The 17,739-nt window shown below is 63.6% G+C and carries 17 protein-coding genes; 9 read left to right on the top strand and 8 right to left on the bottom strand.

Features of this window, described 5'->3' with window-relative positions:
* Positions 1-3 precede the first annotated feature (3 nt).
* The gene (locus MF4836_RS32560; RefSeq protein ID WP_078473806.1) at positions 4-636 is read left to right on the top strand and encodes a response regulator transcription factor; all 633 of its coding nucleotides are present in this window, start codon (positions 4-6) and stop codon (positions 634-636) included.
* Positions 637-645: 9 nt separating this feature from the next.
* Here MF4836_RS32560 and MF4836_RS32555 read toward each other — a convergent pair whose 3' ends face one another.
* Both MF4836_RS32555 and MF4836_RS32550 read right to left on the bottom strand, forming a co-directional pair.
* A complete protein-coding gene (locus MF4836_RS32555) occupies positions 646-1,254 on the bottom strand; it encodes a TetR/AcrR family transcriptional regulator (protein WP_178103003.1) in 609 nt (202 codons plus the stop codon).
* On the bottom strand, positions 1,241-2,092 hold the full coding sequence (locus MF4836_RS32550; protein ID WP_078473804.1) for a 3-hydroxybutyryl-CoA dehydrogenase: 852 nt from the start codon (positions 2,090-2,092) through the stop codon (positions 1,241-1,243). Before MF4836_RS32550 ends, MF4836_RS32555 begins: the two co-directional genes overlap by 14 nt.
* A 208-nt stretch (positions 2,093-2,300) precedes the next feature.
* Here MF4836_RS32550 and MF4836_RS32545 point away from each other — a divergent pair, with 208 nt between their 5' ends.
* Positions 2,301-3,317, top strand: coding sequence for an AraC family transcriptional regulator (locus MF4836_RS32545; protein ID WP_078473803.1), 1,017 nt, complete (start codon positions 2,301-2,303; stop codon positions 3,315-3,317).
* A 78-nt stretch (positions 3,318-3,395) separates the two neighbouring features.
* On the opposite strand, the gene MF4836_RS32540 is transcribed toward MF4836_RS32545, so the two are convergent.
* Positions 3,396-5,285 carry a sigma-54-dependent Fis family transcriptional regulator gene (locus tag MF4836_RS32540; RefSeq protein ID WP_078473802.1) on the bottom strand — a complete coding sequence of 630 codons (1,890 nt, stop codon included), beginning with the start codon at positions 5,283-5,285 and terminating at the stop codon, positions 3,396-3,398.
* A gap of 342 nt (positions 5,286-5,627) precedes the next feature.
* Between MF4836_RS32540 and MF4836_RS32535 the strand changes: the two genes are divergently transcribed.
* The 6 genes from MF4836_RS32535 (at position 5,628) to MF4836_RS32510 (ending at position 11,880) form a co-directional block, all read left to right on the top strand.
* A complete protein-coding gene (locus MF4836_RS32535) occupies positions 5,628-6,704 on the top strand; it encodes an ATP-NAD kinase family protein (protein ID WP_078473801.1) in 1,077 nt (358 codons plus the stop codon).
* A gap of 2 nt (positions 6,705-6,706) precedes the next feature.
* A complete protein-coding gene (locus MF4836_RS32530; RefSeq protein ID WP_020300038.1) occupies positions 6,707-7,684 on the top strand; it encodes a thiamine pyrophosphate-dependent dehydrogenase E1 component subunit alpha in 978 nt (325 codons plus the stop codon).
* 33 nt (positions 7,685-7,717) lie between these two features.
* Positions 7,718-8,734 (top strand): alpha-ketoacid dehydrogenase subunit beta, encoded by a 1,017-nt coding sequence (locus tag MF4836_RS32525; RefSeq protein WP_078473800.1) that lies wholly within the window; start codon positions 7,718-7,720, stop codon positions 8,732-8,734.
* Positions 8,734-9,846, top strand: coding sequence for an acetoin dehydrogenase dihydrolipoyllysine-residue acetyltransferase subunit (locus MF4836_RS32520; RefSeq protein ID WP_078473799.1), 1,113 nt, complete (start codon positions 8,734-8,736; stop codon positions 9,844-9,846). The genes MF4836_RS32525 and MF4836_RS32520 overlap by 1 nt, the downstream gene beginning before the upstream one ends.
* A 93-nt stretch (positions 9,847-9,939) precedes the next feature.
* Positions 9,940-11,004 carry a 2,3-butanediol dehydrogenase gene (locus MF4836_RS32515; RefSeq protein WP_238596245.1) on the top strand — a complete coding sequence of 355 codons (1,065 nt, stop codon included), beginning with the start codon at positions 9,940-9,942 and terminating at the stop codon, positions 11,002-11,004.
* Between the two features lie 126 nt (positions 11,005-11,130).
* On the top strand, positions 11,131-11,880 hold the full coding sequence (locus tag MF4836_RS32510) for a hypothetical protein (protein WP_102047966.1): 750 nt from the start codon (positions 11,131-11,133) through the stop codon (positions 11,878-11,880).
* 522 nt (positions 11,881-12,402) lie between these two features.
* Here MF4836_RS32510 and MF4836_RS32500 read toward each other — a convergent pair.
* A complete protein-coding gene (locus MF4836_RS32500) occupies positions 12,403-12,804 on the bottom strand; it encodes a type II toxin-antitoxin system HicB family antitoxin (protein WP_078473797.1) in 402 nt (133 codons plus the stop codon).
* A 32-nt stretch (positions 12,805-12,836) separates the two neighbouring features.
* Positions 12,837-13,019, bottom strand: a complete 183-nt coding sequence (locus MF4836_RS32495; RefSeq protein WP_078473836.1) for a type II toxin-antitoxin system HicA family toxin — start codon at positions 13,017-13,019, stop codon at positions 12,837-12,839.
* Positions 13,020-13,297: 278 nt separating this feature from the next.
* Here MF4836_RS32495 and MF4836_RS32490 point away from each other — a divergent pair, with 278 nt between their 5' ends.
* On the top strand, positions 13,298-13,777 hold the full coding sequence (locus MF4836_RS32490) for a VOC family protein (protein WP_020300027.1): 480 nt from the start codon (positions 13,298-13,300) through the stop codon (positions 13,775-13,777).
* A gap of 110 nt (positions 13,778-13,887) precedes the next feature.
* Here MF4836_RS32490 and MF4836_RS32485 read toward each other — a convergent pair whose 3' ends face one another.
* The 3 genes from MF4836_RS32485 to MF4836_RS32475 form a co-directional block, all read right to left on the bottom strand.
* A complete protein-coding gene (locus MF4836_RS32485; protein ID WP_078473796.1) occupies positions 13,888-14,169 on the bottom strand; it encodes a hypothetical protein in 282 nt (93 codons plus the stop codon).
* Between the two features lie 473 nt (positions 14,170-14,642).
* Positions 14,643-16,133: a DUF1254 domain-containing protein gene (locus MF4836_RS32480; protein WP_078473795.1), complete on the bottom strand. Its 1,491-nt coding sequence runs from the start codon at positions 16,131-16,133 to the stop codon at positions 14,643-14,645.
* Between the two features lie 19 nt (positions 16,134-16,152).
* A complete protein-coding gene (locus tag MF4836_RS32475) occupies positions 16,153-17,616 on the bottom strand; it encodes a DUF1254 domain-containing protein (RefSeq protein ID WP_102047965.1) in 1,464 nt (487 codons plus the stop codon).
* Positions 17,617-17,739: the final 123 nt, after the last annotated feature.

Here is a 17,739-nt window from a genome sequence, read left to right as displayed (position 1 = left end):
GCCATGGCGAATGTGGCGCAGCAGGTGGTGTATGTGGTCGACGATGACCAGGGCATGCTCGACTCCACCGTCTGGCTGCTGGAGTCGGTGGGCCTCAAGGCGCTGCCGTTCACCAGCGGCCGCGAGTTTCTGGACGCCTGTGACAGCCGGCTCAATGCCTGTGTGCTGCTGGACGTGCGCATGCCGGGCATGGGCGGGCTGAATGTGCAGGAAGAGATGCGCAGCCGCGAGTTGCGCCTGCCGGTGATTTTCGTCAGTGGGCATGCCGATGTGCCGATCGTGGTCCGCGCCTTCAAGGCCGGGGCCCATGACTTTATCGAAAAGCCCTACAACGAGCAGTTGCTGCTGGACAGCGTGCAACAGGCCCTGAGCCACAGCGATGAGCGTCAGCCCGACGCGGGCCTGGGCGCGGTCCAGGCGCGCCTGCAAAGCCTCACCCCACGGGAGAACGATGTGATGCTGCCGCTGGTGCAGGGGTACAGCAACCGCGAGGTGGCGGAGCAACTGGGGGTCAGCGTCAAGACCATCGACCTGTACCGGTCGCGGGTGATGAAGCGCATGCAGGCCGACAACCTGCCGCAATTGGTGGGCATGGCCATCGCCGCCGGCCTGGTCGATCCGCTGCAACTGCGCTGAGGGGCCGCTTCAGGCCACCGCCACCTGCAGGCTCGGCTTGGCCGCCAGCACTCGCTCGATGGCCCCGGTCAGCAGGTTTTCCAGCAGCTCATCGCGTTCGCCTGGCTCCAGCGCCTGCTGGGCCAGCCAGCTGGGGGCGCTGTTGAGCAGAATGGCGATGGCATGCCCGGCCGCCTTCAGCGCGCCCGGGCTCAAGCGGCGCGGGCGGCCGAGCATCAGCAGCAACTGGCGTTCGTATTGCTCGCGCAACTGCCGCACCCGCAGCTGTTGATCGTCGTTAAGGCAACTGCTGTCGCGCTCCACCAGGCGAAAATGCCAGGGCATCTCGCGGTACAGCTCCAGGTGCGCGCGAATCAGCCGCTGCAGGTTGCCGCGCCGCGAGCGCGGTGTCTGCTCGATGCGCTCCAGAGTTGCCAGCAGCTCCTCGTAGAACTCTTCGATCAGGTCCAGCAGCAAGTGCTGCTTGCTCGGGTAATGGTGATACAGCGAGCCTGGGGTCAGCCCCAGGTAAGTCGCCAGCTCGCGCATGCCGACCTGGCCGAAGCCCTTGCAGGCGAACAGCTCCAGGGCCTTGTCGCGGCTCTCGGCAAAACGCGAGCAGCGCTCAGCCATAGACATGGAAGCCGCGTCCGGTTTTGCGCCCCAGGTAGCCGGCGGCCACCATTTCCTTGAGCAGCGGGGCGGGGCGGTACTTGCTGTCGTTGAAGCCGTCATAGAAGGCTTCGAGAATCGCCAGCAGGGTGTCCAGGCCAATCAGGTCGGCCAGGGCCAGCGGGCCGATCGGCTGGTTGCAGCCCAGGCGCATGCCGGCGTCGATGTCCTCGGCGCTGGCCAGGCCCTCCTGAAACACCAGGATCGCTTCGTTGATCATCGGCACCAGGATCCGGTTCACCACAAACCCCGGCCGGTTGCCGGCGGTGATCGCGGTCTTGCCCAGGCGCTGGGCCAGGTCCATGGCCAGGGCGTGGGTCGCGTCGCTGGTTTGCAGGCCGCGAATCACTTCGATCAGGCCCATCATCGGCACCGGGTTGAAAAAGTGCAGGCCGATAAAACGCTCGGGGGCGTTGACGCTGGCCGCCAGTTGGGTGATCGACAGCGACGAGGTGTTGGAGGCGATCACGCAATCGGCGCCGACCACGCCGGCAATCTGTTGCAGCAGGCGCAGCTTGAGGTCGAGGTTCTCGGTGGCGGCTTCGATCACCAACTGCGCCTCGGCCAGGCTGGCGTAGTCGGTGCTGGTGCGGATCCGGGCCAGGGCGCTGTGTTTTTGCTCTTCGGCCAGGGTCTGCTTGGCGATCTGCCGGTCGAGGTTCTTGCTGATGGTGGCCAGGGCTTTTTCCAGGGCGCTGGCGCTGATGTCCAGCAGGGTCACCTCGAAACCGGCCAGGGCGCAGACCTGGGCGATGCCGTTGCCCATGGTGCCGGCGCCAATCACGCCAAGGGTGTGCAGATTCATAAAGGACAGTCCTGTGCAAACGGGTTCGAATGAGCGCGTGTGGCCGAGGGGGCATCGTCGGTCGCCTGCGACTGGCGTACCATGGCGCGCGGCCCTCGACACGGGGTTGGGCGCCAGTCTAGAGGCCACCGCCTGGCGGGCCTATGCCATAACTGTTCAGCGATGCTGGCGTTTTTTGCCATTCGGCTGATGGGGAGAACCGGCTTTGATGCGGGAAAAGGATTCGGTCGCGGCGTATTTCGTGCACGCCATGATCCACGGGCTGCGTGATCAGCCCCAGCGCCTGGCGGCGGTACTGGCCGAGGCCGGCATCGACCCGTCGTTGATGGAGCAGCCCCACGCCCGGGTGCCGGCCAGTGCGTTTGCCGCGTTGTGGCTGATTCAGATCCGCGAGTTGCAGGACGAGTTCTTCCAGCTCGATGCCCATGGCATGCCCGTCGGCAGTTTCGCCCTGATCTGCCGCGCGCTGATCCAGGAGCCCGACCTGGGCAAGGCACTGCGCCAGTGCCTGGCCAATTTCGGGCTGTTCCTCAAGGACTTTCACGGCAGCCTCAGCGTGCGCGGCAAGCGTGCGGTGATCAGCCTGCACACCACTGCCACGGACCCGGACGCGCGGCGTTTTGGCGAAGAGACCTTCCTGGTGCTGATGATCAGCCTGCTGTGTTGGCTGGGCGGGCGGCGTATCCCCATCGACCGCGCGGATTTTCGTCAGACGCGTTTGTCCTTGAGCGACGACGCGTTGCTCTGGGGGCCGAATTTGAGTTTTGGCGCCGAGCGCACCGAGATCGAATTTGCCAGCCGCTTTCTGCGCTTGCCGGTGGTCCAGGACCTGGCCTCGCTCAAGGTGTTTTTACGCAGCGCGCCGCAGTGGCTGGTGATCCGCTTTCGCAATCAGCATGGGTTGGCGACCCAGGTTCACCAGCGGTTGCGGCGCAGCCACTACAGCCAGTGGCCGACCCTGGATGCCTTTGCCGGCGAGCTGCAAATGAGCCCCAGCACCCTGCGCCGGCGCCTGGAGCGGGAGGGCTGTTCGTACCAGGAAATCAAGGACGAAGTGCGCCGCGGCATGGCCGTGCAACTGCTGCGCAACAGCGCCACCAGCATCGGCGAAATCGCCGAGCAGACCGGCTTCCAGGAACCCAGCGCCTTCCACCGCGCCTTCAAGAAATGGACCGGCGAAAGCCCCGGCCGCTACCGCGCCCGTTTCCAACCCCACACCCTGTAGCCGCTGCCGAGGCGCGAGGCTGCGCTGGCCGGCCGAACGCCGCAGCAATACGGCGCCAATCAGGGCTGTCACCAGCGGCTACAGGCTTCGGCCGGGCATTTCGATGCCGTGCTGGTGCACGCGGCGGTACAGGGTGGCGCGGGAGATGCCCAAGGCCTTGGCGGCGGGCAGGGGTTTCCAGCGGTGGCGCACCAGGGCGTCGAGCAGGGCCTGGCGTTCCGGGCTGGCGTGGCGCTCGGCCGGGCTGTCGAGGGGTGTGCCGTCCAGTGCCAGGCCTTGCAACTGTTCGGGCAAATCCCGCAGCTGGATCAGGTCGTCCTCGCACACCGCACAGGCGTAGCGCAGCACATGCCGCAACTGGCGCACATTGCCCGGCCAGCGGTAACCCAGCAGGCATTCCAGGGCGGCGCTGCCCAGCTGCACCGGCGCCCCGCACAGCTGCGACTCTTCCTGCACAATGCGCTGGATCAGCGCCAGGCGATCGCTGCGCTCGCGCAACGGCGGCAACTGAAAGCGTGCGCCGCCCAAACGAAAATACAGGTCCTCGCGAAACTCGCCCGCCGCCACCAACTGCTCCAGGTCACGGTGACTGGCGCACACCACCTGGATATCCACGGCCTTGCGCCGCGAAGCCCCCAGCGGCGCCACTTCGCCCTCGGACAGCACCCGCAGCAGCCGGGTCTGCAACGCCAGGGGCATATCGCCGATTTCGTCGAGAAACAGCGTGCCGCCATCGGCCTGTTGCAACAGGCCCTGCATGCCCTTGTTCGACGCCCCGGTAAAAGCCCCGGCGACATACCCGAACAACTCGCTTTCAATCAGGCTTTCCGGGATCGCCGCGCAGTTCACCGCCACGAACGGCCGCTCGCGGCGTTGGCTGGCCTGGTGCACCTGGCGGGCAAACACCTCCTTGCCGGAGCCGGTTTCACCCTGGATCAGCACCGGCAGGTTGCGGTCCTTGACCCGTACCGCCAGGCGCAGGCTTTCGGCCAGGCGCGGGTCGAGTTCGGCTGGCGCCAGGGCCAGGCGCTGGCGATTGCGGTTGACGCGCCGCGGCGCACTCAGGCGCCCGTGCAGCGCCTGGCGGCCGCCCAGGCAGGGCAGCAGGCACAGCGACTCATCCCGGGCCCGGTGCAGCGACTGTTGGTCGAACACCTGGCCGATGTGCTCCGGCAGGCGCCCCAGCCCCTGCAATAACCACTGGCGCGCCGCCGGGTTCAGCGCGTGCAGGCGGCCATCGTCGTCCCAGGCCAGCAGGTAGTCCGGCTGGCTGTCGACATAGCCCGGGCTGTGGTGGGCCCGCAGCACCCAGAAGCCCTGGGCGCTGCTCATGAAAAACGCCTGTTCGATCTCCCGTGCGCTCTGCACCACCATCTGCCGGATCAGGTGCTGGGAGCGGCGCTCGTCCGGGGAGCGCACCGCCGACACATCGAGCACCCCGAGCAGTTCGCCCTGGGGGTCGAAGACCGGCGCGGCGGAGCAGGTCAGGCCGATAAAGGCGGCGCGAAAATGGTCGCGCTTGTGCACCGTCACCGGGGCCCGGGCGGTGAGGACTGCGGCCACGCCGCAGGTGCCTTCCTCGCCCTCGGACCAGCAGGTGCCCAGGTACAGCCCGGCCTTGCGGCAATCATTGCGGATGGTGCTTTCGACCCGGTAGTCGATGGTCTGGCCCTGGGCGTCGGTGAGCAGCACGCAATAGTCGGCGTCGCGCACCCGGCCGTGCAGGCGCGCGACCTCTTCGCTGGCGATGCGCAGAAACAGCTCGGAACGCTCGCGGCATTCCTGCAGCACATTCTGCGAAAGGATCCGTGGCCCCTGCAGCGAGCCTGGGTCCAGGTGATGTTGCTCCATGGAGCGGCGCCAGGAATCGAGGATCAGGTCCGAGACCGGCAATTGCGGCAGGTGTTCGGCGTTTCTCAAGACACGGCTGACGCAATCCACATGCGCCTTTGAGTGTGCGCAAAGCATGAGGGCCTCCGGTTCCAGCTTCTTATCGTTGTGCGGGCATTAAGCGCCGAACACCGGCCGCCGACAAGCGCCCTCTGATCGCGGGTCGGGGTGAGACGCAACGTCTCAAGGTCTCGTCCAGGCCCCGTGCAGCCTGACATGCAGCGTCTCAGCCGGTGTCTTCCGATGCCACTCGGCCATCGCTTGCGCGAGGCTCTGGCCCGGGCTTTTTCGGGGGTTTTTCGCAACCTGGCACCGGCCTTGCTCTAGCTCTGATACCCAGCCTGACTGGCCAGATAATAAGAAGAGGTGCCCTATGTCGTTCGCTCAAGGTTCGTTCGCTGTTGTGCCCGGGGTGGCTGCATGAGCCGTTTGCCCTTGACCGTGGGCATCATCGCCAACCCGGCCTCGGGGCGCGACGTGCGCCGCCTGACCGCCAATGCCGGGCTGTTTTCCAGCACCGACAAAGTCTCGGTGATCCAGCGCTTGCTGGCGGCGTTTGGCGCCACCGGTATCGAACGGGTGCTGATGCCCACCGACATGACCGGCATCGCCGCCGCGGTGCAGAAAAACAGCCACAGCCGCCAGGCCCGGGACAGCCATTGGCCGGCGCTGGAGTTTCTCGACCTGACCCTGCGCCAGAGCGTCGAAGACACGCGCAAGGCCGCACGCTGGATGGCCGAGCGCGGCGTGGCGCTGATTGCCGTGCTCGGGGGCGACGGCACCCACAAGGCGGTGGCCGCCGAGGTCGGCGATATTCCGCTGCTGACCCTGTCCACCGGCACCAACAACGCCTTCCCCGAACTGCGCGAAGCCACCAGCGCCGGGCTGGCCGGCGGGCTGTTCGCCAGCGGGCGGATCCCGGCCGAAATCGCCCTGCGGCGCAACAAACGGCTGCTGGTGCGCGAGCCCGCACGGGGCCTGCACGAGATCGCCCTGGTGGACGTGGCGGTGTCCTCGCTGCCCTTTATCGGCGCTCGGGCCATCAGCCGTGCGGCGGACCTGGCCGAGGTCTTCGTGACCTTTGCCGAGCCCCAGTCCATCGGCCTGTCTGCCCTGTGCGGGCTGTGGCTGCCGGTCACCCGCCAGGAACCCTACGGCGCCTGGATGCGCCTGGACCCCCATGCGCCCCAGGCTCTGCTGGTGCCCCTGGCTCCGGGGTTGTTGCAGGGCTGCGGGGTGCGCGACGCCGGTTACCTGCAAACCGGGGTGCCCCGGCCCCTGTCCCTGCCCAGCGGCACCCTGGCCCTGGATGGCGAGCGCGAAATCGAATTCAACCTGCATGACCGACCCACGGTCACCCTCGATGGCGGCGGCCCGCTGAGCATCGATGTCCAGGCGGCCCTGGCGTTCACGGCGCAAGAGCGCCTGTTGGCCATCGGTCGCGAACACCCGCAACACCCCGTGAACCTTCAGCACCAAGACACTCCTGGAGAATAAAAATGTCGACACCTTTGACCTCTGATCAGTTGCTGCATGCCTACCAGGTGATGCGCACCATCCGTGCCTTCGAAGAGCGCCTGCACGTGGAGTTCGCCACCGGCGAGATCCCCGGTTTCGTCCACCTGTATGCCGGCGAAGAAGCCTCGGCCGCAGGCGTCATGGCCCACCTGGGCGACGATGATTGCATCGCCTCCAACCACCGCGGCCACGGCCATTGCATCGCCAAGGGCGTGGACGTGTACGGGATGATGGCCGAGATCTACGGCAAGAAAACCGGGGTCTGCCAGGGCAAGGGCGGCTCCATGCACATCGCCGATTTCGAGAAGGGCATGCTCGGCGCCAACGGCATTGTCGGCGCCGGCGCGCCACTGGTGGTGGGCGCGGCCCTGGCCGCCAAACTCAAGGGCACCGACAGCGTGGCGGTGGTGTTTTTCGGCGATGGCGGCTCCAACGAGGGCGCGGTGTTCGAGGCCATGAACATGGCCTCGGTGTGGAACCTGCCGTGCCTGTTCATCGCCGAGAACAACGGTTACGCCGAGGCTACGGCCTCCAACTGGTCGGTGGCCTGCGACCACATCGCCGACCGCGCCGCCGGCTTTGGCATGCCCGGGGTCACGGTCGACGGCTTTGACTTCTTTGCCGTGCACGAAGCCGCCGGCGCGGCCGTGGAACGGGCCCGGGCCGGGGAGGGGCCATCGCTGATCGAGGTCAAGCTGACCCGCTATTACGGCCACTTCGAAGGCGATGCCCAGACCTACCGCGCGCCGGATGAGGTCAAGCATTTTCGCGAGCACAACGACTGCCTGATGCAGTTCCGCGAGCGCAGCACCCGCGCCGGGCTGGTCCAGGCCAGCCAGCTGGACCAGATCGACCACGAGGTCGAACTGCTGATCGAAAACGCCGTGCGCAAGGCCAAGTCCGACCCCAAGCCGAGCCCCGCCGACCTGCTCACCGACGTCTACGTCTCCTACCCCTGAATACTCCCTATAACAAGAATCGAGACCTCTATCATGGCGAGAAAAATCAGTTATCAGCAGGCCATCAACGAAGCCCTGGCCCAGGAAATGCGCCGCGACCCCAGCGTGTTCATCATGGGTGAAGACGTCGCCGGCGGTGCCGGTGCCCCCGGTGAAAACGACGCCTGGGGCGGGGTGCTGGGCGTGACCAAAGGCCTGTACCACCAGTTCCCCGGGCGCGTGCTCGACACCCCGCTGTCGGAGCTGGGCTATGTCGGCGCGGCGGTCGGCGCGGCCACCTGCGGCGTGCGCCCGGTGTGCGAGTTGATGTTCGTCGACTTCGCCGGCTGCTGCCTGGACCAGATCCTCAACCAGGCGGCCAAATTCCGCTACATGTTCGGCGGCAAGGCGGCCACCCCGCTGGTGATCCGCACCATGGTCGGCGCCGGGCTGCGCGCGGCGGCCCAGCACTCGCAAATGCTGACCTCGCTGTGGACCCACATCCCCGGGCTGAAAGTGGTCTGCCCATCCTCGCCCTACGATGCCAAGGGCTTGTTGATCCAGGCCATTCGCGACAACGACCCGGTGATTTTCTGCGAGCACAAAATGCTCTACAGCATGCAGGGCGAAGTGCCGGAAGAGCTCTACACCATCCCCTTCGGCGAGGCCAACTTCCTGCGCGACGGCAAGGACGTGACCCTGGTCTCCTACGGGCGCACGGTCAACACCGCGATGGACGCGGCGCGCAGCCTGGCCGGGCGCGGCATCGATTGCGAGGTCATCGACCTGCGCACCACCAGCCCGCTGGATGAAGACAGCATCCTCGAAAGCGTGGAGAAGACCGGGCGTCTGGTGGTCATCGACGAAGCCAACCCGCGCTGCTCCATGGCCACCGATATCTCGGCCCTGGTGGCGCAAAAAGCCTTTGGTGCGCTCAAGGCACCGATTGAAATGGTCACCGCGCCGCACACCCCGGTGCCGTTCTCCGATGCCCTGGAAGACCTGTACATCCCCGACGCGGCGAAGATCGAAAACGCCGTGCTCAAAGTCATCGAATGGAGCAAGCGCTGATGAGCCAGATCCATACCCTGACCATGCCCAAGTGGGGCCTGTCGATGACCGAGGGCCGGGTCGATGCCTGGCTCAAGGAAGAAGGCCAGGCCATCACCAAGGGCGATGAAGTGCTGGACGTCGAGACCGACAAGATCTCCAGCAGCGTCGAGGCGCCGTTCTCCGGCGTGCTGCGGCGCCAGATTGCCCGCCAGGACGAAACCCTGTCCGTCGGCGCCTTGCTCGGCATCGTGGTCGAGGGCGACGTCAGCGACGCCGAGATCGACGCGGTGATCGAGCAGTTCCAGGCCGACTTCGTGCCCGGTGCCGGTGCTGAAGAAGACAGCGGACCCAAGCCCCAGAAAGTCGAACTGGACGGGCGCCTGGTGCGCTATTTCGAGCGCGGCGAAGGCGGTGTGCCGCTGGTGCTGGTGCACGGTTTTGGCGGCGACCTCAACAACTGGCTGTTCAACCATGAAGCCCTGGCCGCCGGGCGCCGGGTGATCGCCCTCGACCTGCCGGGCCATGGTGAGTCGGCCAAGCAGTTGCAGCGCGGCGACCTGGATGAACTGAGTGGCGTGCTGCTGGCGCTGCTCGATCACCTGGATATCCCCGAGGCGCACCTGGTGGGCCATTCCATGGGCGGTGCGGTGTGCCTCAACGCCGCGCGCCTGTCCCCGCAGCGGGTGCGCTCGCTGACCCTGATCGGCAGCGCCGGCCTGGGCACGGAAATCAATGGCAGCTACCTGCAGGGATTCGTCGAGGCGGCCAACCGCAACGCCTTGAAGGCGCCGCTGATGCAGCTGTTCTCCAACGCCGAACTGGTCAACCGGCAGATGCTCGAAGACATGCTCAAGTACAAGCGCCTGGAAGGGGTGGACAGCGCCCTGCGGCAACTGGCGGCGAACCTGTTCGGCGAAGGCCGGCAACAGCTCGACCTGCGAGCCGTGGTCCAGGACGGCGCGCAACCGGTGCTGGTGATCTGGGGCAGTGATGACGCGATCATCCCGGCGGCCCACAGCCAGGGCCTGGCGGCGCAGATCGAGATCCTGCCGGGCCAGGCGCACATGGTGCAGATGGAAGCGGCGGAACAGGTCAACCGGCTGGTGCTGGAGTTTATCCGCCAGCACTGAAGCCCGTGATGGCTGCGCCGGCCCCCTGGCTGCGCAGCCCTATAACAATAAGGAGTAGCCAAGATGGGTGTTTCTCTCAAATCGACTCAAAGCATGCGTGCCGCCGTGTGGCATGGCCGCAACGACATCCGCGTCGAAGACGTGCCGCTGCCGGGCGCGCCACCGGCCGGCTGGGTGCAGATCCGCGTCGAGTGGTGCGGGATCTGCGGTTCCGACCTGCATGAATACGTGGCCGGCCCGGTCTTCATCCCGGTGGATGCGCCGCACCCGCTGACCGGCATCAAAGGCCAGTGCATCCTTGGCCATGAGTTCTGCGGCGAGATCGTCGAGCTCGGTGCCGGGGTCCAGGGCTTCAGCGTCGGCGAGCCGGTGGCGGCCGATGCCTGCCAGCACTGCGGCACCTGTTATTACTGCACCCACGGCCTGTACAACATCTGCGAAAACCTGGCCTTCACCGGGTTGATGAACAACGGCGCTTTTGCCGAACTGGTCAACGTGCCGGCCAACCTGCTGTACAAATTGCCGGCCAACTTCCCGGCCGAAGCCGGGGCGCTGATCGAGCCCTTGGCGGTGGGCATGCACGCGGTGAAAAAGGCCGGCAACCTGCTGGGGCAGAACGTGGTGGTGGTCGGCGCCGGGACCATCGGCCTGTGCACCATCATGTGCGCCAAGGCCGCCGGCGCGGCCCAGGTCATTGCCCTGGAAATGTCCGGCGCACGCAAGGCCAAGGCCCTGGAAGTCGGCGCCACCCACGTGCTCGACCCCAAGGAATGCGACGCCCTGGCCGAGGTCAAGCGCCTCACCGGCGGCCTGGGGGCCGATGTCAGCTTTGAATGCATCGGCAACAAACGTACGGCCAAGCTGGCCATCGACCTGATCCGCAAGGCCGGCAAATGCGTGCTGGTGGGCATCTTCGAAGAGCCCAGCGAGTTCAACTTCTTCGAGCTGGTGGCCACCGAGAAACAGGTGCTGGGCTCCCTGGCCTACAACGGCGAATTCGCCGATGTGATTGCCTTTATCGCCGACGGCCGCCTGGACATCACGCCGCTGGTGACCGGGCGCATCCAACTGGAAGAGATCGTTGGCCAGGGCTTTGAGGAGCTGGTCAACAACAAGGAACACAACGTGAAAATCATCGTTTCACCGGGTCGCGTGTAGCACGCCCAAGCGGGCGATTTGGCGATGGCCGTGGGTGGCCATCGCACTTTTTTAGGTTTTGCCGCTCTATTCATGGCCAGGCCGCGCTGATCCCCAGCTATGCCAGTGAATATTGACCCGGTGCCGATGGCCTACGCCCCCTTCTTTTGCATGAAGCAATTGCTGCGCCGCCCCCTGCTGTTGGCAGGGCTGTTGGTGCTCTGTTCCAGTGGCTGCAGCCAGCAGCAAGGACGCGATATCGCGGAACAGTTTCGTAAAGGCAAACCCGACGAATTCTTCCAGACCAGCGTCGACCGCATGGCCACCCTGGGCATGCGCGACAACCTACAAAGCCTGTACCTGCTGATGGGCAAGCTGTACCTGCGCAACCCGGCGCAGTGGCGCAAATCGGGCTACCCCGACGGCACCACCGCCCAGCGCGAAATCCGCAACGCCATCGAAAAGCGCCAGCCGCTGCCTTCATTGGGCAATCGCCGGGATCTGGCGGCCTTGAGTTATTCCCTGAGCCCGGAATTCCAGGGGGATCGGGTCGGGGCGTTTATCTATGCCATCGGCAGCATGCTGGTGACGGCCCATGGGGGGCGCACCGAGTTTTATATGACTGATGCGATTGATCCGCAGTTTGTCAGCAATGCGGCGCGCAATATTGAGAAGGCCACTTGGTTGTTGAGCCAGCGGCAGGATGCCAATGGGGTGCTGTTGTTGTTTTCCAATGAGATTTCGGAGGAGGGCAGTAACCTGAGTTTTGCGGTTGAGTTTGGGAAGATTGTGGCGCGGTTGGATTTGCTGACGCAGATGTTGGATGAGCGGTATCGGCGGATTGGGTTGAATTATGCGCAGAGTTTGCTGTTCATGAATTTTTTGCCGGTGCAGTGATTTGGGGCTCCCAGGCGGCCCTCCGGCCGGCCTGCCTTACCCCTGTGGCGAGGGAGCTTGCTCCCGCTGGGCCGCGTAGCGGCCCCAAGACCTGGCTCCTCGGTTTTATGGGGGTGCATATCCATTGCTGCGGGTGTGGCGGCTAAGGGTTCCGCCCTTACGGCGGCTCACTTTTGAACAGCGCAAAAGTAAGCAAAACGCTCTTGCCCCACCACTCGGTGCCTCGCCTAGGCTCGGCATGCCCTCACTCCGGCAGTGATCCGTGGGCCGCCGCGATGGGCCATCCCTGGCCCAGCGCGGCTAACCCGGCGTCCTGCCGGGTTGCCCACGGCTCACTGCCTGCGTTCGGCCATCGTGGTTTAACGGGGCGCTTCAGATCAAAATCAAAATCAAAATCAAGGGCAAGACGGCGGCCTTCCGGCCGGCCTGGTGCGTCGCTCTGTCGCCGCTGCCGAGCCTGCGCTGGCCCTTACCGACGCCCAACACATCTGCTACTGCCACCGTCCGAACGCCCCCCAATCCTCAACGCCCCAATTTCTCCATCGCCGCATCCGCCAGAAAAGACGACCGGCTCTTGATGTTGTGCTCTCGCACGAACCGGTCGATCCGTTGAATCACGTACCCGGGCAAGGTCACGTTGACCTTCTCGGTTTTGCCCAGGTAAGGCGCGACGTCGATGTCCAGCATGCCCCAGCCCATCCCCGCGAAATCGGGGTTGGCGCGGTGCTGGCCGATGGAGGTGGGCAGGGGAATGGCGTGTCCTGCACGGGCCAGTTCTTCGAGCATGATGTGGGCGATTTCCATGGCGGCGCCGTACGCGGACTCGAAGCTGTCGCCAGCGGTGACGGCTCCAGGAATGTCGGGAATCTGGATGCCGGTGGCCGTCTGTTCGTCGCCCCACTCGATGCAGATGGGATATTGCACGGGGATTTCCTCAATAGATGAAGGCTGAAGGGCTATATCAGTCCAGGCAGTTTCCGGATGGCCCTGACCGTGCCCCGTGGCAGGTCCTTTTTCGGGGGCGGCACCGGAACGGTCTCGGGCCGGTAGGGATGCTTGAAAAGATGGTGGCTTCCGGTAACCCGGTCCAGTACCCATCCTGCGGCTTCAAGCTCCTTGATCAGCTGTCTGCTTTGCACCTCCATCTCCTTATCGGGGTGAGGGGTGCTTTATAACTCTAGGCGCATGGTAACGCAGGTTGAATTGTGTGTCTGGAGTTATGTATCGGAAAGTATCGTTCAGGCGTCTTGGCAAACATCAAAGCGCTTTCGGCCAACGGCTGCCGGTTGTAAGGGGCTGCAAGGGGTCGATTTTTGAAAAAACCGCGCTTTGTACAACACTTAGGGTTCGCCTGTGGATGTGCCTAGGTTCAGCGCGGCTGGAGTGAAGGTATCAGGCCTGATTCTGGAGAAGAAAAATGCTCAACAAAAACACCATCTGCCTCTGGTACAACGGCACCGCGCAAGACGCTGCGCAGTTCTACGCCCAGACCTTCCCGGACAGCGCCGTAATCGCCGTTCATCACGCGCCTGGCGACTACCCGGCGGGCAAGCAGGGCGATGTCATAACGGTCGAGTTCACGGTCATGGGCCTCCCTTGCCTCGGATTGAACGGCGGGGCGGGGATCACCCATAACGAGGCTTTTTCATTCCAGGTGGCGACCGACGACCAGGCCGAAACGGACCGCTTGTGGAACGCGATTGTCACCAACGGAGGCCAGGCAAGCGTCTGTGGCTGGTGCAAGGACAAGTGGGGCGTGTCATGGCAGATCACGCCCCGTGTGTTGACCGCCGCGATCATCGACCCCGATCCCGCGGCGGCCAAGCGCGCTTTCGACGCCATGATGACCATGACCAAGATAGACATCGCGGCCATCGAAGCCGCACTCGCCGGTTAGCGGGCCTGTGAGCCGGTGCGTTTTGGTATTGGCCGTCATCCGAACGCCAGCGGCTACAGAGCCTGTAGCCGCGCCGAGGCACGAGGCTGCGCCGTGATACTTCAGGCGCATCAGAGCTCTTGTCCCGTACGCCACTGAATCACCTCCAACACCGCGCACCCTTCCCGGGTGAGCAGATGCACCCCACGAGTGATCCGCGTCAGATCACAGTCGGAAATATCTTTCAGATTAAGCGTGGACAGCGTGTCCATCAGATCCCGCACCACAGTGAAACGATGGGCCGCACTGCTGGCCAGATCGTTCAGGGAGGCTTGGGTGTCGAGGTAGAAAACCGCTTGATCGGCGTCGTGGGTGTCGACGGCGGTAAAGCGCGAGAGTGCTTGGTCAATCATCGGTGCAGCTCCTATGCATGGAGCAATCACCTGAGGTGCCGGCTACGAGGGAAATGACGATTGTGCGGGTATGTGCCGACCTGGGATCCACCGCGCACAGCCGTCATAACATCCTGTCGCGGGCACCTGATAGGCGACTGCAAGAGTGTGTCGAACGCTGATGCTGCGTTGTAATCCCGACCGGCCAAGGTCGTTCGCGATTTTGCTGCGAGGGCGAACTATAGGGTGGGTGATTGAGAGCGACAACTGGGTATCGGTTGAGATTGTTTGAGTAGGTGTGTCGTGGAAGCAGTGGCGACGACACATAGGTGATTAAGCTGTGGTTTGCCTTCGGGCATTGAGTACATACAAGAGGCCGCTATCGGCCAGAAGCCGCCAGTGGCGAAAGACTGCTCTCGACCCAAAGCTGTCGGTCAAGAACGCCGAAGACATGATTGCATTCATGCATTCATGTCGTTCAGACGCAGTTCAGATCATTGCTTGATCAAATCCCCCGGTTTCCATGCCTTCTCGAAGAACGCCTTGGTCGGGCCATATAACCGCAGAATCACGAAGTAGCCTTCGCCAGGCAGGGTTTTGATCCAGTTTTTGCCGGCGCCCGGTGAGTTCGGGCCGAAATGCACATCGATCGAGCCGTCGGCGTTGGTGACGGGCTTGTCCATGGTGTTCAGCGACGGGAACGGCTGGCCGTTATCCAGGCCTGATGCAGTGATCGAGTCATACGCCGTCACCGACCAGAACAATGCCGCCGGAATGCCTTTGGGCAGGTTCAGCGAGTAGCTGTTGCTGCCGGACAGGAATTGGCCTTTGGCATCGACGAAAGTGGCCGGGTACTTGGCGCCGACGTTTTCCATGTTCACCGCCATTCCCGGACTCGCCGAGTAGGCATTGGTGAAAAAACCGGTGCGCGGGTCGATGTAATTGAAGGTGTCGGCGGTGAACGTCGCATTGCCGGGGAATACGTTCAACCACTTGCGATCCGGATACCAGGTGCCATTGGCGACAATGGTTTGCGGCGTGTAAGAAATGGCATGGCCGATCTTGCTCGCGGTTTTCGCTGCCTTGTCGAGCAGGTCGCGGGTGGCAGGCTCCGGTTTGAACGGTTTGCCTTTGACGATGCCCAGAGCGGCGAGCATGCCGCGCATTTCCATGTCTTGCGGGTCAACGTATTCGTGATCGATGAACCGCGACAGCATGTCGAACGCACTGCCGTCGGAGGGGTAGAGCATGTTGACCGGAGTTTTCGAGGCGTTGGGGAATTCCATCGCTTTGGCCGTGGCCTGTTTGCCCAGCGGATAGATGCGCGTCTGCTCCATGACTGCGACCGGTACCGCCAGTTGTTTCGGGTCCTTGAAGAATCCGCGCCAGAACACGAACACACCGTAAGTGCGCGAGCGGTAAGTCAGGTAGCCCGGCGGTACCTCGCCCTTGTAGTCCGGTGGCAGCACCAGATACTTGGCACCCTTGCCTTTATCCGGTCCCGGCAGCCCGACATCACCACACCATTGGCGACCTTCGATCTGGCCCTCGGAGCAGATCGGCCGTTGGAAGAAGTCATCGAGAATGCCCTGCAAGCCTGGCGGGACTTCGATCACCATCGGGCCGTCCTGCTTGAGATCCAGATAGCCCATGGCATAGATCACGTCGGAATTGGGCGTGGTGACGCGGGTCTTGGCGTTGAGGCGGTCCTTCCAGATCGGCAGCACGTTGTAGCCGGCACCGAAGGCTTTTTCCGAACCTTCTTTCATGGCGTACATGTTCAACGCCGGCAGTGCCCAGATGTACGACTGCACGGCACGCTGGAAAAGCAATTCGTTTTGCAGTTGCGCCACGCCCTCTAGTGTTGGATAGCCGCCGGCAAAAGGCAGATCGGCCAACTGTTCATAGTGCGTGGCGGCCTGGGCGCTGAGGCTGATCGAGATGGCCAGGCCCGTTGCAGTCAGTGATTTTGCAAATGTGCTCATCGCGAACGTCCTGTTCTGGTCAATTGGTTTTCAGTACGGCTGGGGGCACCCACTGGCCATTCAGTGCGGCCGGTTCAGGCCAGTAGGCGCGGATGTACAGCGAGAAATCAGCACCTTGGGGCGTCGGCAGCCAATTGCTTTCCTTGTCCTTGCCCGGTGATTCGCTCTGCACGTAAATCGTCAACGAACCATCGGCATTGGCCTGCAGTGATTTGTTCTTGGTGCCGATCGAATAGCGCTTGAGGTCATTCGGGGAAAAGAAGTGCTGCTCGTTGTACAGGGTCAGCGACCAGAAGCCTTTAACCGGCGGCAGTTGCCCCTTAGCAAAGGTCACGGAGTAGCTGTTCTGCCCATTGAGACGCGTGCCGGACTTGTCCAGATCCTGATAGAAGTATTTGGTCTCTTTCTGTTGGTTGACGAAAATATTCGAGCGTGCCACGGCGGTACGGCTGAAGTAGTCGGTGCCAAACGCTGCACCGTTGCTGATGGTGCTCCAGTGATCCGGCAGTTGCAGGCCGTAGTTGCGGAACTGCAACAGCGGATCGATCACTTCGCTGTCGGCTTTTTTCGCTTCATCGATCATCGCCGCCTTCAGTTGCGGATCAGCCTTGGCGATGGCCGCGAGGGAGGCCATTTGCGCGTAACGGGCTTCTTCGCCCGGCAACGGTTTGGCGTCCTTGAGTAGCGCCGGCAACTCGTCGAAGAATTTCTCCGGCATCACCCATTTGGTTTCGCCGCTGCCCGCCGCCTGCGCGGGGAATTTTGGCAGTTTCGCCCAGTCCCGGTGTTTGATCTTGCCGTCGTATTGCGACAACGGGTACATGTCCACGCCCGACAGCGACGCTTGAATGGCTGTGCGGTCGGCTGCGGTATCGTCCTGGAACACTCGGGGAATCACGAAGCCGGTGCTGGTACGTGCCCGAAAGACTTTGGTGATGCCCGCAGGCACCTTGCCATTCCAGTCAGGGCCAACCAGCAGATAGAAGCCGGGTTTGCTGCCGTACATCTTGCCGAGTTCGGCAAAGCTATCGGAGCGTAGATCCACCACCTGATACACCCAAAAACGGCTGCCGAAGTCCGGCACTTGCAGCACGACCGGTTCCAGATCCAGCGCGATGCTGCCCGCGCCGTACACCACATCCTGATTCGGGCATGCGACCAGCCGTTCCGCCGGATCAATGTAATCACTGAGCATCGACAGTCGATTGATCGGCGCGACCGGAACGATGCCACCCATCAAGCCCGGTTCGGGCAGGTCTTTGAAGGCCTGGCGACGGTTGAAAATATTGGCCATCGGCCAACCCCAGAAATACGCTTCGCGCGCCATCATGCGCACATAGGGTTCGGTGACCTTGGTGCCGGCGACAGGCCCGGCAACGGAAGCTTCGCCAGCGTAGCTGGGTGGCACCAGCAGGGATGTGGTTGCCAGTGCACCGAGCAGTGTCAGTGCGAACAGGTTCAGGCGATGGGGTGATTGATTCATAAAAGCATCCTTACTTGCGGGATCACCTTTTGCTGGTGAGTCGCAGGAAAGATAGCTCAAGTTTGGTGGGGTGACGTTTGATCGGCTTGAACGTCAGCTTTTGGCCGATAGCCGTCCTTCGTT

It is taken from the genome of Pseudomonas sp. MF4836, from assembly GCF_002018875.1.
GTDB lineage: Bacteria > Pseudomonadota > Gammaproteobacteria > Pseudomonadales > Pseudomonadaceae > Aquipseudomonas.
Note: the sequence above shows the minus strand (reverse complement) of the source record. Positions and strands in the feature narration are given on the sequence as shown.